The following is a 12,762-nucleotide window of genomic DNA, read 5'->3' on the forward strand; positions in this document are numbered from 1 at the left end:
AATAAATTACATTTCTTTTCATATTATACGTGGTTTACCGAGAGAAAAAAAGAGATTCCTATAATAATTACGGAAGATTCATCAAATGTTTATAGAAATGAAAAAAGAACGAAATCTTAACGATTTCGTTCTTGGGTGGTTTCATAATGGGCTCTTGGTCCACCAATATATTTAGGACGAGAATATAATGCTGTAACATGGGCCGCACCTAACGTTCGAATGCTCAAGCGAAGAGGAACTTGCACATGTTTTACATGCATACCGATAGATGTATCGCCAATGTCAATCCCTGCTTGAGCAACAATATGTTCAACTTCCACAGGTTCATCAAATTTTTCAAAGGCAGCCACTGAACAAGAACCGCCAGCATGTAATTGCGGTACTACCGAGACAATTTCAAAGCCTTTTTCTTCAGCCACACGACGTTCCATCGCTAAAGCACGATTAATATGTTCGCATCCCTGGACAGCCAAAGAGATGCCTTTTTTATCTAATTGTTCAATTAAGGTTGAGACAATCCATTGTCCTACTTCGGCACTGGAATTTTTACCAATGACGCCACCTACTACCTCGCTGGTGGTACAACCTAAAACAAATAGGTCCCCTTTTTGTAAATTTCCTGCTGTAATGACTTCTTCTGTAATTGTCACTAACTGTTCTTTTAACATTTTTTCATCGATAGTCATTTGTTCATCCTTCTTTCTTCTAAACGACCATTTTTTGGTAACACACGTTTTAATGTTTGACTAAGAGGCAATGCTACAATCACCCCAAATAAGGATTGAATGATATTCCCTGGTAAAGAGGCAATCCCCGCACCCACGCCGTAAAGCCAGCTAGTCGCTAAAGCATACCCGCTAATCATGAGGAGACTGGCTAAAAGTAATCCTAGCGTTTGCATCTTTTTATTTTTATTAAAGAAGTGCCCTGCTAACCAACCTTGTCCGCCATGAATCAATAACGAAAAAACGAACCATTGTGGATAGCCTGACAATAAATCAATTAAGCCACCGCTTAAAGCTCCGACTGTCAAGCCACCGATCGGACCAAAAAGTAAACTAGCAATGTAAATCCCTGCATCCGCCAATGTAACAAAGCCATTTGTTGCTGGGACGGGGATAATAAAGACCATTGACACAGCCACTGTTAAAGCGGTAATTACTGCATATAGACTAATTTTTCTTGTCATTATCCGCCACACCTCCTGCTAGTAATCCTTCATGCCACACACTTCCAAAAGCTGCATTTAGCTGGACTCCAGAAACAATGGCTTCATGAACGTATGTTTTTGCTAAATCAACTGCTTCAATTAACGGATATCCTTTAACTAAATTCGCACCAATTGCAGAGGCAAAGGAACAACCAGCGCCATCAATGGTGTGGGCCATTACTTTTTCTTTGACCAATTGAATATGTTGTTGTCCATCATAAAAAAAGTCACGTGCTTCTTGGCCAAGCCAACGATTACCACCTTTAATCACCACCGTTGCCGCTCCTAAAGAGTTTAACTCTTCCGCCGCTTGTTGGACTTCTTCGACGGTTGTTAATTTTCTGCCAATGAGTAATTCTGCTTCTTTTAAATTAGGCGTTATAATCGTTGCGAATGGAAAAAGTTTTTCAATCAATAACTGCATGTATCTTTTTTCATAAACTGAAGTCGTTTCTTTAAAAGCCAAGACAGGATCCAACACCACCGGCAGACCTGCATGCTTTTTAAAAAAGGTTGCAATTTGTAACATACTTTCTTCACTGTGAATCAAGCCAATCTTGATGCCGTCTAAACTCCCGGCAGGTATGGAAGCGAGTTGCTCTTTCACCAAAGAAGTCTCCAGGTCATGAATCTGAAAATGATTCTTAGGGGCTGTAGCAAGGCAAGTTAAAGTTGATAAGCCAAAGACTTGATGATTTTCAAACGTTTTTAAATCTGTTTGAATCCCGCCACCTGAAAAAGGATCGGAACCGCCAATTGTTAAAATTATTTTTGTCATTTGTTTCGCTCCTTTATGCACTCAGTTATCATACAAAGTTTTCTAAAAAGAAAAAACAGCCAATTGGCAGATTTTTAGCTCAGCCACTTTTTAAGTCTTTCGTTATCTTTTTCCTTTCCAAAAAAAGAGTGACCTCATCCGTCAATGAAGTCACTCTTTCTTTGGATTTAACACTTATTCGTCAATGGCTGTTACATCAATGTTTAATTCAAACAATTGTAATGGAGAAACTAAACTTGGTGCGTTGTTCATTGGGTCAATTGCTTTCCCGTTTTTAGGGAAGGCAATCACTTCACGAATATTTTCTTCCCCAGCCAATAGCATTGCTAAGCGGTCTAGCCCTAAAGCAATCCCTCCATGTGGCGGGAAGCCGTAATCTAATGCGTCTAGCAAGAAACCAAATTGGTCTTGTGCTTCTTCTTTTGTAAAACCTAACGTTTCAAACATTTTTTCTTGTAATTCTCGTGTATGGATCCGTAATGAGCCACCGCCTAATTCGTAGCCGTTTAAGACAACATCGTAAGCTTCAGCATACACAGAGGCTGGGTCTGTTGCTAAGCGGGCCACATCCTCTGCTTTTGGTTGTGTAAATGGATGATGAGCAGAAACATAGCGACCAGCTTCTTCATCATATTCAAACAACGGCCAATCCACAATCCATAGGAAATTGAATTTCGATTCATCAATTAAACCTAATTCTTTACCTAAACGTGTACGTACCGCACCTAAAGCAGCGGCTACGATTTCAGGTTTATCGGCACCAAACATTAAAATATCACCGACTTCTGCATTGGTAGCAGCAATTAATTCATCACTAACTTCTGTTAAGAATTTAGCAATCGGTCCTTTTAAGCCATCTTCTTCAACTTTTAACCAAGCTAAGCCTTTTGCGCCAAATTGACTCACATACTTACCTAAGTTATCCATATCTTTACGAGAATACTTATCTGCGGCGCCTTTTGCATTCAAAGCCTTCACATGTCCGCCATTTTCCAACGCTGCTTGGAAAACTTTGAAGTCTACGTCTTTCACTACATCTGCAACATCAATTAATTCCATAGCAAAACGAGTGTCGGGTTTATCGCTACCATAGCGTGCCATTGCTTCGTCATAGCTCATTCGTGGAAACGGAACAGAAATCTCAATTCCTTTTGTCTCTTTCATCACTTCAGCCAACATATTTTCTGTATATGTTTGAATTTCTTCTGGTGTTAAAAAGGTCGTTTCGATATCGATTTGTGTAAATTCTGGCTGACGGTCGCCTCGTAAATCTTCATCACGGAAACAGCGAACGATTTGGTAATAGCGATCGAAGCCTGCCCCCATTAATAATTGTTTAAAGAGTTGTGGTGATTGTGGTAAAGCATAAAAATGACCGGCATGGACACGAGAAGGAACCAAATAATCGCGAGCGCCTTCTGGTGTTGATTTGCCTAAATAAGGAGTTTCAATGTCTAAAAAGTCATGATTATCTAAATAGTGACGGATTGTTTTCGTTACTTGGTGACGTAATTTAATGTTGTTTGTCATTGATGGACTACGTAAATCTAAATAACGATATTTCATGCGCAATTCGTCATTAACGTTATTGTCATCTTCAATGGTAAATGGCGTTGTTTTCGCAGTATTTAAAATCGTAATGTCAGTCGCCATCACTTCAAACTCGCCAGTTTTCATTTTGGGATTAATCGCTTCTTTATCACGATAAACGACTTGACCTTTAACTTCGATGACGTATTCACTACGACATTTATCAGCAATTTCCCATGCTTCTTTTGACTTTTCTGGGTTAAAGACCACTTGGACGATTCCTTCACGGTCACGTAAATCAATAAAGATAACGCCTCCTAAGTCACGACGTTTTTGAACCCATCCTTTTAATACAACTTCTTTTTCAATAAATTCGGCAGATACATTGCCGCAATAGGTTGTGCGTTTTGCCATTTCTCAATCTCTCCTTTTTATTCTTCAATCATTTTTGTCATCATTTCGTCATACACTTCATCAAATGAATCATGAATAGCACTTAACGGGAAGGCTTTTTCTTCGCGTGTTGCCATTGATTTTACGTTGACAATGCCTTCATTCAATTCATTTTCACCGATTGTTAAAACTAATTTTGCTTGTAATTTATCGGCCGTTTTAAATTGCGCTTTTGGTTTGCGATTCATGTAATCACGATCAGCTGAGAAACCAAAGTTACGAATGCTTTGAACAAGTTGCAAAGCTGCGACGTTGGTTTCTGAACCAATGCCAACCACATATGCGTCTAATTCAGATAACGCTGGAATCACAACTTCTTCAGCTTCCATTGTTAACAACACTCGCTCAATGCCCATACCAAAACCAAAACCTGGTGTGTCTGGGCCGCCTAATTCTTCAACTAAACCATTGTATCGGCCTCCTGCACAAATAGTTGATTGCGCACCCATTTTAGGCGCTTCACTCATAATTTCAAAAATTGTGTGTGTGTAATAATCCAGCCCGCGAACCATATTACTATCAATTTCATAAGGAATTTCTAGTAAATCTAACATATCAGTTACTGCTTCAAAATGTGCTTTAGATGGTTCATTTAAATAATCTAAAATGGAGGGCGCTTCTGCGACAATCACCTTGTCTTTTTTATCTTTGCTGTCTAACACCCGCAATGGATTTTCGTGTAAGCGACGTTGTGAATCCTCGCTTAATTCTGCCATATGGGGCTCTAAATAATCGATTAATGCTTGACGGTACGTAGCACGTGTTTCTTTATCCCCCAAGGAATTAATAACTAATTTGATTTGTTGGATGCCTAATTGTTTGAAGAAGTCCAAAGCCATAGCCATGATTTCAACATCCAATGCTGGGTTTTCACTACCAAATGCTTCCACACCAATTTGATGGAATTGACGCAAACGACCAGCTTGTGGGCGTTCATAGCGGAACATCGGCCCCATGTAATAGGTTTTATATGGTTTCGTATATTCCGGACCATATAATTTATTTTCAACGAAGGCCCGAACAATTGGCGCTGTCCCCTCAGGACGTAGCGTCACGTGACGGTCTCCTTTATCATAAAAATCATACATTTCTTTTGAAACAATATCTGTAGTATCGCCAACACTGCGAGATATCACTTCATAATGTTCAAAAATCGGGGTTCTGATTTCTTGGTATTGATAATCTTTAAAAATCAAACGAGCTGTTTCTTCCACAAATTGCCATTTTTCAGAAGTTCCTGGCAAAATATCGTTTGTTCCTTTTGGTTTTTGATAACTCATTGTCTTTCTCTCCTTCTATCATTCCACAAAAATGTGTGCGCCATTTTCTTTTTTCTAAAAATGAAAAAAGCCCTTGTATGTTGAACATACAAGGGCGTAAAAGTCTCTTTTACACGGTACCACCTAGTTTTGAAAGATTTTACTCTTTCCTCAACGATTAACGCTCGTAACGGGACGGCTTTTCTTCCGTCCATCTCCAGAATGTCTTTCACTTTCACTGTTGAAGTTGCTCTCAGCCACGGCAACTCTCTCTTCGCAGACAGATGAAACTTACTCGTTCCTTCGTAGATTTTTAATATTATCTATAAACTACTAAAGTTCTCTTAGAAAGTCAAGGGGTTCCGACAGGAAAATCAATTATTTTTCTCGTGTATCAATCACAATGGTCACTGGACCATCATTGGTCAACGACACTTGCATATCCGCGCCAAATTCTCCTGTGGCTACCGCTATTCCTTCTGCTTCTAATTGTTGATTAAATAATTCATACAAAGGAATCGCCACATCTGGACGAGCCGCTTCAATAAAACTGGGACGATTGCCTTTTTTAGTTTTTGCATAGAGGGTAAATTGAGAGATACTCAAAATTGATCCTTCAATCTCTTGAATACTGCGATTCATTTTTCCTTCGTCATCTTCAAAAACACGTAATTTACTGATTTTGCCAACAACATAAGCCACATCTTCTGGCGTGTCTTCTTGATGAATGCCCACCAGCACCATGAAGCCTTGTTTGATTTGTCCCACTATCTGCTCTTCTATCGCAACTTGTGCTTGACTGACTCTTTGAATAACTACTTTCATCTGTTTTGCCTCACTTTTAACACTTACCCATTGGTTCGACGAACACTATAAACATCTGGTACACTTTTAATTTTGTCAACGATGGTTTTTAAATGAGAAAGGTTTTGAATTTTCACAGTAACATGAATCTGGGCCATCTTATCTTTGGATGGACGAGCTTCAACGCCGACTAAATTTTTTGTCATCGAACTAATGACTTGTAAAACATCACTTAGTAAGCCACTACGATCATAGCCGTAAATCTCCAAATCGGCAGCGTATTCTTTGCGACTGTGCTCGGTATCTTCCCATTCAACTTCAATTAGACGTTGTGCTAATTCTTCTTGATGCTGTACGTTAGGACAGTCCGCACGATGAATTGAAACGCCCCGTCCTTTGGTAATGTAACCAACGATTTCATCACCGGGCACTGGATTACAACAGCGGCTTAAACGAATCAATAGGTTGTCCACCCCTTGAATCACGATGCCACCTTCATGACGAACTTTCATTTTTTCTGATTCTTTTTTAGCTGGCTGATTTAGCAACTCTTCCGCTTCTTGACGTTGGCGTTCCAACTCTTGTTCGCGGCGTTCTTTTTCTGTTAAACGATTGCACACTACTTGCGCACTTACTTCGCCATAACCTACTGCCGCAAATAAATCATCTTCCGTTTGAAATTTAAATTTATCTAGCACTTCCGCCATTTTATTCTTCGTTAAAAATTCTTTCGGTGTAAAGCCGATTTCTGTCATGTATTTAATGACAGCATCATGCCCTTTAATAATATTATCTTCACGGTCTTGTTCTTTAAAGAAACGTTTGATTTTATTTTTGGCTTTACTTGTTTTAACCATTTTCAGCCAGTCGCGGCTAGGTCCGAAAGAATTCGGTGATGTTAGGACTTCAATAATATCCCCATTTTTTAGGACATAATCTAACTGTACCATTTTGCCGTTGACCTTCGCACCGGTTGTTTTATTCCCAATTTCAGTATGAATGCTGTAGGCAAAATCTAGTGGTCCGGAGCCTTTTGGCAGTTCGGTTACATCTCCACTTGGCGTAAAGACATAGACTTTGTCGCTAAAAATGTCTTCTTTCACACCTTGCATAAATTCAGAAGCATCATAGCTTTCATCTTGTAATTCAATAATTTCATGGAACCAATCGACTTGCTTCGTCAGTTCATCTGTTTCAATTTTTTCCGCTTTGCCTTCTTTATAGGCCCAGTGAGCCGCCACCCCAAATTCGGCGATTTGGTGCATCTCATGGGTCCGAATTTGGACCTCTACTGGATTCCCTTTTGGCCCAATAACTGTCGTATGGATAGATTGATACATATTCGCTTTTGGCATAGCAATATAATCTTTAAAGCGACCTGGCATTGGTGTCCAACGTGTATGAATCGCCCCTAACACGGCATAGCAATCTTTAATGGAATCGACAATAACACGAATGGCTAATAAGTCATAGATTTCATTAAACTGTTTCTTTTGGTCCTTCATTTTACGATAGATTGAATAAATATGCTTTGGTCGACCATATATTTCTGCGTAAATTTCTAAATCTTCCGTAGCTAAACGAATATCTTCGACTGCTTCTGCCACATAAGCTTCACGTTCATCGCGTTTGCTTTGCATCAAATTAACAATTCGATAGTATTGGTTGGGGTTAATATAACGTAAGGCCGTATCTTCTAATTCCCATTTAATTCGACTAATCCCTAAGCGATGTGCTAAAGGCGCATAAATTTCTAAAGTTTCTTGTGCAATCCGTCGTTGCTTATCTTCACGTAAATGTTTTAATGTGCGCATATTGTGCAAACGATCGGCTAGTTTCACCATAATAACCCGTAAATCTTGCGCCATTGCCAATAACATTTTTCGATGATTTTCAGCTAATTGTTCTTCATGAGATTTATATTTAATTTTTCCTAGTTTCGTCACGCCATCGACTAACATTGCGATGTCTTCGCCAAATTCTTCTTTTAAATCGTCCAGTGTTACGTCCGTATCTTCGACAACATCATGTAAAAATCCTGTTGCTACAGTATGGGGATCCATATGTAATTCAGCCAGAATGCCTGCCACTTGAATCGGATGGATGATGTAAGGTTCACCTGATTGTCGGACTTGACCTTCGTGTGCTTTTTCAGCATAAGTTAATGCTTTTTGAACCAACTCAACATGTTCTGGTCCCATATAGGTACTTACAATTTTGATGACCGCTGGGCCTGTCAGTATTTCTTCTTTTGGCATGGTATTCACTCCTCTATGAAGGTGACCTTTGGATAAAGAACACTTCGTTCACGTTTTATCTATTTTAATAAAAAAGAAAAGTACCACTTGAAACAGTAGCACTTTCAACAACTCTATTATACTAAATTTCCCTTAAATTTCAATCACTGTCGCTTTTTTACTCTCTGTTTATTCAAAGAGAATGTCTACAAGAATTTTACAGGCGGTCTTTCGTTTAATTTAAAAGTTCCATTTGGTAGCTAACCGCACTTAAAAGATACAACGGTGCTGTTTCTGCTCGTAAAATTCTCGGACCCAACCCGCAAAGTTTCGCCCCAGACTGCAGAAATTGTTCAATTTCTTGCGGTGCAAAGCCACCTTCAGGTCCAAAGAGCACACACAAACGTGCGCCTGGCTGGCAAGTGGATAATACTTGTGCTAATTGACTTTTTTCTCCTTGTTTTGCTGATTCTTCATACGCAACCAAGACTGTGTCATATGAGTCAAATTGCGCAATGATTTCTTGTGTTTTTTCCACCAAAGAAACACTTGGTGTCTGCTGCCGATGCGATTGCTCCGCCGCTTCTGTGGCAATTTTTTGTAATCTTTTTTCTTTGGCTGCTCTTTTTTTGTGGTCCCATTTGACAACGGAAGTTTTCGCAGGAAAGCCGATAAACTGATTGCCACCTAGCTCCGTGCCTTTTTGAACAATCCATTCTAACTTGTCCCCTTTTGGTAACCCACACGCAATCGTCACTTCAATTGGCAATTCTTTGTCCATTTCTTCTTTACTAATTTCTTTAAAGTAAACAGACGTTGAATCAATTTCCACAATCTCAGCTAAAATGGCAGTTTTATTTTGAAATACTAAATAACAACGATCATTCGGCGTCATTCGCATAACTCGCACAATATGATGATAGTTTTCATCTGCGACTTTATACAAATCTTTTTCTTGATAATCTTCTTTCATGAAATACCGTTGCATTTTACTCTTCCTCTGGTTTCTTCAAGATAATCGCATACCAATCGCCTTGATTAAAGAGTTGGTCCACCACAAACCCGACTTTCGTTAGTGCTTCTAAAACCATTGCTTTTTTATCTTCAATAATTCCAGAAATAATGAAGGTACCGTCTTGTTTTAGCAAACGCCAAGCATCTTCAATCATTAACACAATAATATCTGCCAAAATATTTGCGACGATTACATCAGCAGAATGGTCAATCCCTTTTAGTAAATCATTGGCTGACACATGAACATCGGCCGCAATGGGATTTAAATCCATATTTTCTTTTGCCGCTGCAACTGCTACTTCATCTAAATCATATGCGTAGACGTCTTTAGCCCCTAAATAGCGACTTGCAATACTCAAAACACCAGAACCCGTTCCTACATCTAGAACTGTTTCGCCACCACGTAAAACAGTTTCTAAAGCTTGCAAGGTTAAACGAGTCGTTGGATGCGTGCCTGTACCGAAAGCCATGCCCGGATCCAATGTGATAATTTTTTCTGCTTCATCTTGTGCGTGATAGGCTTCCCAACTTGGCACAATCGTTAAGAATCGTGTGACACGGACAGGATGATAATATTTTTTCCAAGCAGTTGCCCAGTCGCTTTCTGCTACTTCACTAATTGTCATTTCGTTTTTACCAATGGATAAGCCGTACTCTGGCAAGCGTAAAATATTTTCTTTCATAAATGGTAAAATTTCTGGTAAGAAGGTTGTTTCAGGAAAATAAGCCATCACAATCGCCCCTTCTTTAATGTGGGTGAATTGCTCTTTATCTAAAATTTCCCCATACAGATCACTTTCAAAATTTTCAATGTCCAACGCATCTTCAATGGCCACGCCACTTGCACCAGCTTCCATCATAATGTTTGAAATTGCTTCAACTGCTTCGCTAGCCGTTTCTACTTTTACTTCTGTCCACTTCATGTTCTCACCTCTAAATTAATAACTTGGATACGCAATCCATTGTTCTTTTTCTGTTTCTGCCACTTTTTTAATCATCGCTTCAAAATCTGCTGGCTCCCAATGCAATTCAAAAACTTCCGCTGTTTCATCTGATAAAAAGTCTAACAAATCACTTTGCCCTTCATCTAAAACCACTTTTAAATAGTGAATGAATCCGTCTAAAACTGCTTTGCGTAGCCCTTTTTTTCCTTCATAAGGAATTGTGACTAAATACTCTTCGTCATCAACGACTGACTTTTGCGGATTGTAAAATAACAAACCATCTTCAAATTCAATGAATTCTTCTTCTGAAAGCGTACCATCAACATCATCAATCGCCACTTGCTCATTGTTTTCTGCATATAAACGAACAATAACTTCGATGGTATGGTTTTTACGATCCCAATCAAGTCCTACTTCGTAATCTGCTAAGTGTTTTTCAAGTTGTTCCTCTAAGTATGTGAGTATTGTTGCTTTTTTCATTTTCTTCATCCTTCCAGCCAAAATCTATTTGGTCTACTGCTGTTCTTTTTTGTTTAGAAATATATGGATTGCCAGCCACGACGTATCTTAAAGGCAACTCTGTCCAACGACCTTTATTGGGAATTCCAATTCGTGGTAGTGCCTCAATTTTTTTCGGAAATTTTCGTTTTTCTGGCACGAGCCGTAACGAACTAGAAAAAATCGACTGCCCATATAATTGCTTATCAATTCCTAAGGCTGCAACTAATTTACCTGGTCCATTGGTCAATTCCACGCCTTGACGTCCTTGGCGATTTTCAATCATTTTGTCGACACCTTCAACAGGTTCAATCGCGCGGATCATCACCCCTTGTGGTTTGCCTTGCTCTTGTGTCACCATATTTAAAATTAAATGCGTGTGCATAGTATATAAATAAATCGTGCCTGGTTTGTCATACATGGCTTGTAAGCGTGGCGTTTTTCTCAAGCCAAAGCTATGGGCCGCCTCATCATCAGGACCTAAATAAGCTTCTGCATCCACAATGTACCCACCTAAAACGCCTGTTGCTGTTTCGTGCTCTAAATACATCCCTAACAAGTATTGTGCCACTTCTTCAGTTGTTTTTGTGTTAAAGATATCTATCGTTTCTTTCATTTCTTTCACCACTCCCTATCATACACGAAACCTTCCGCTATATCCATCTAAAACCCAAAAAACCACCAAAAAGCGAATGTACGTTCTTTATGTTATAATAAGATGATTATGAAAAAGGAGGTCCTTTTATGCAACAACCTTTAGCCTATCGAATGCGACCTCGTCACTTAGACGAAGTAGTTGGTCAACAACATTTAGTCGGCCCTGGTAAAATTATTCGTCGGATGGTCGAAGCCAAAATGCTTTCATCTATGATTCTTTATGGGCCGCCTGGTACTGGTAAAACAAGTATTGCCAGCGCAATCGCTGGTTCAACAAATTATGCCTTTCGCATGTTGAACGCGGCCACAGACACCAAAAAAGATTTACAAATCGTTGCTGAAGAAGCCAAAATGAGTGGCACAGTGATTTTACTGCTTGATGAAATTCACCGATTAGATAAAACAAAACAAGATTTTTTGCTCCCTCATTTAGAAAACGGACGAATTATTATGATTGGAGCCACTACCGAAAATCCATATATTACAATTAACCCTGCGATTCGTAGTCGCACGCAAATTTTTGAAGTAAAGCCCTTAACAGAAACAGACATTCAGCAAGCGATTCAAGAAGCCTTAACCGATAGTACACGTGGCTTAGGCGATTATCCCGTCCACTTAGAAGAAAAAGCATTACAACATTTGACACGCGCAACGAACGGTGACTTACGTAGTGCGCTAAATGGACTAGAATTAGCTGTTAAATCAACACCAAAAAATGAACAAGGCGAAATTAAAATCACCTTACCGATTATTGAAGAGTGCGTGCAACGAAAAGCCTTAACCCATGATAAAGATGGCGATGCCCATTATGACGTGATTTCCGCTTTCCAAAAGTCAATTCGAGGAAGCGATGTAGATGCTGCACTTCATTATTTGGGTCGCTTAGTTGAAGCAGGTGATTTACCGATTATTTGTCGTCGTTTAATGGTCATTGCTTACGAGGATATCGGTCTTGGGAATCCTGCGGCCGCCGCTCGGACAGTCACCGCTGTTCAAGCCGCCGAAAAGCTAGGGTTTCCAGAAGCTAGGATTCCTCTAGCCAGTGTCGTCATTGATTTATGTTTATCGCCAAAATCAAATTCTGCAGTCACAGCGATTGATGCTGCTTTGGCAGATATTCGACAAGGCTCTGCGGGAGACGTTCCTGATCATTTGCGTGATGCCCACTATGCTGGAGCCAAAGAATTAAACCGTGGTATTGGTTATCAATACCCACATAATTTTGAAAACGGTTGGGTCAATCAGCAATACTTACCTGACAAATTAAAAGAGGCACGTTATTACGAACCGATTGATATTGGTAAATATGAACAAGCCTTACATCAGCAACTCAAGCGTATCCAAGAATGGAAACAGAAAAAATAACAAAATAATACGC

General features: G+C 39.5%; 13 protein-coding genes. 1 reads left to right on the forward strand and 12 read right to left on the reverse strand.

Annotation, left to right across the window (positions count from 1 at the left end; genetic code table 11):
- Positions 1-116 precede the first annotated feature (116 nt).
- The 12 genes from AB1I62_RS09605 to AB1I62_RS09660 all read right to left on the reverse strand — a co-directional run bounded on the left by AB1I62_RS09605 (position 117) and on the right by AB1I62_RS09660 (position 11,343).
- Positions 117-686 (reverse strand): TIGR01440 family protein, encoded by a 570-nt coding sequence (locus AB1I62_RS09605; RefSeq protein WP_002365825.1) that lies wholly within the window; start codon positions 684-686, stop codon positions 117-119.
- Positions 683-1,189: an ECF transporter S component gene (locus AB1I62_RS09610; protein ID WP_002357086.1), complete on the reverse strand. Its 507-nt coding sequence runs from the start codon at positions 1,187-1,189 to the stop codon at positions 683-685. The genes AB1I62_RS09605 and AB1I62_RS09610 overlap by 4 nt, the downstream gene beginning before the upstream one ends.
- Entirely contained in the window at positions 1,173-2,009 is an 837-nt protein-coding gene (locus AB1I62_RS09615) for a bifunctional hydroxymethylpyrimidine kinase/phosphomethylpyrimidine kinase (protein ID WP_202250944.1), read from the reverse strand. Before AB1I62_RS09615 ends, AB1I62_RS09610 begins: the two co-directional genes overlap by 17 nt.
- Before the next feature lie 153 nt (positions 2,010-2,162).
- Positions 2,163-3,932: an aspartate--tRNA ligase gene (aspS, locus tag AB1I62_RS09620; protein ID WP_202250945.1), complete on the reverse strand. Its 1,770-nt coding sequence runs from the start codon at positions 3,930-3,932 to the stop codon at positions 2,163-2,165.
- Positions 3,933-3,949: 17 nt separating this feature from the next.
- The gene (gene hisS, locus AB1I62_RS09625; protein ID WP_002362049.1) at positions 3,950-5,251 is read right to left on the reverse strand and encodes a histidine--tRNA ligase; all 1,302 of its coding nucleotides are present in this window, start codon (positions 5,249-5,251) and stop codon (positions 3,950-3,952) included.
- Positions 5,248-5,469, reverse strand: a complete 222-nt coding sequence (locus AB1I62_RS09630) for a hypothetical protein (protein ID WP_002383130.1) — start codon at positions 5,467-5,469, stop codon at positions 5,248-5,250. Before AB1I62_RS09630 ends, hisS begins: the two co-directional genes overlap by 4 nt.
- A 139-nt stretch (positions 5,470-5,608) precedes the next feature.
- On the reverse strand, positions 5,609-6,055 hold the full coding sequence (gene dtd / locus AB1I62_RS09635; RefSeq protein WP_002357080.1) for a D-aminoacyl-tRNA deacylase: 447 nt from the start codon (positions 6,053-6,055) through the stop codon (positions 5,609-5,611).
- Between the two features lie 23 nt (positions 6,056-6,078).
- Complete coding sequence (locus AB1I62_RS09640) at positions 6,079-8,292, reverse strand: bifunctional (p)ppGpp synthetase/guanosine-3',5'-bis(diphosphate) 3'-pyrophosphohydrolase (RefSeq protein WP_002357079.1); 2,214 nt, start codon at positions 8,290-8,292, stop codon at positions 6,079-6,081.
- Positions 8,293-8,506: 214 nt separating this feature from the next.
- Positions 8,507-9,259, reverse strand: a complete 753-nt coding sequence (locus AB1I62_RS09645) for a 16S rRNA (uracil(1498)-N(3))-methyltransferase (protein WP_202250947.1) — start codon at positions 9,257-9,259, stop codon at positions 8,507-8,509.
- Position 9,260: 1 nt separating this feature from the next.
- Complete coding sequence (gene prmA / locus AB1I62_RS09650) at positions 9,261-10,208, reverse strand: 50S ribosomal protein L11 methyltransferase (protein WP_002357075.1); 948 nt, start codon at positions 10,206-10,208, stop codon at positions 9,261-9,263.
- A gap of 15 nt (positions 10,209-10,223) precedes the next feature.
- A complete protein-coding gene (locus AB1I62_RS09655; protein ID WP_131750529.1) occupies positions 10,224-10,709 on the reverse strand; it encodes a DUF3013 family protein in 486 nt (161 codons plus the stop codon).
- Positions 10,666-11,343: a DNA-3-methyladenine glycosylase gene (locus AB1I62_RS09660; RefSeq protein ID WP_349581209.1), complete on the reverse strand. Its 678-nt coding sequence runs from the start codon at positions 11,341-11,343 to the stop codon at positions 10,666-10,668. The genes AB1I62_RS09655 and AB1I62_RS09660 overlap by 44 nt, the downstream gene beginning before the upstream one ends.
- Before the next feature lie 128 nt (positions 11,344-11,471).
- Between AB1I62_RS09660 and AB1I62_RS09665 the strand changes: the two genes are divergently transcribed.
- On the forward strand, positions 11,472-12,749 hold the full coding sequence (locus AB1I62_RS09665) for a replication-associated recombination protein A (protein ID WP_129193819.1): 1,278 nt from the start codon (positions 11,472-11,474) through the stop codon (positions 12,747-12,749).
- The last annotated feature ends 13 nt before the right edge of the window (positions 12,750-12,762 follow it).

The sequence above is a fragment of the Enterococcus sp. AN402 genome, assembly GCF_040719405.1.
In the GTDB taxonomy this organism is placed as follows: Bacteria; Bacillota; Bacilli; order Lactobacillales; family Enterococcaceae; genus Enterococcus; species Enterococcus faecalis.

Bases quoted from the DNA above. Each gene is read 5' to 3' on its own strand.
- hisS (WP_002362049.1), bottom strand. From the start codon at position 5,251: ATGAGTTATCAAAAACCAAAAGGAACAAACGATATTTTGCCAGGAACT.
- AB1I62_RS09605 (WP_002365825.1), bottom strand. From the start codon at position 686: ATGACTATCGATGAAAAAATGTTAAAAGAACAGTTAGTGACAATTACA.
- AB1I62_RS09660 (WP_349581209.1), bottom strand. From the start codon at position 11,343: ATGAAAGAAACGATAGATATCTTTAACACAAAAACAACTGAAGAAGTG.
- AB1I62_RS09645 (WP_202250947.1), bottom strand. From the start codon at position 9,259: ATGCAACGGTATTTCATGAAAGAAGATTATCAAGAAAAAGATTTGTAT.
- AB1I62_RS09655 (WP_131750529.1), bottom strand. From the start codon at position 10,709: ATGAAAAAAGCAACAATACTCACATACTTAGAGGAACAACTTGAAAAA.
- dtd (WP_002357080.1), bottom strand. From the start codon at position 6,055: ATGAAAGTAGTTATTCAAAGAGTCAGTCAAGCACAAGTTGCGATAGAA.
- aspS (WP_202250945.1), bottom strand. From the start codon at position 3,932: ATGGCAAAACGCACAACCTATTGCGGCAATGTATCTGCCGAATTTATT.
- prmA (WP_002357075.1), bottom strand. From the start codon at position 10,208: ATGAAGTGGACAGAAGTAAAAGTAGAAACGGCTAGCGAAGCAGTTGAA.
- AB1I62_RS09665 (WP_129193819.1), top strand. From the start codon at position 11,472: ATGCAACAACCTTTAGCCTATCGAATGCGACCTCGTCACTTAGACGAA.
- AB1I62_RS09610 (WP_002357086.1), bottom strand. From the start codon at position 1,189: ATGACAAGAAAAATTAGTCTATATGCAGTAATTACCGCTTTAACAGTG.
- AB1I62_RS09640 (WP_002357079.1), bottom strand. From the start codon at position 8,292: ATGCCAAAAGAAGAAATACTGACAGGCCCAGCGGTCATCAAAATTGTA.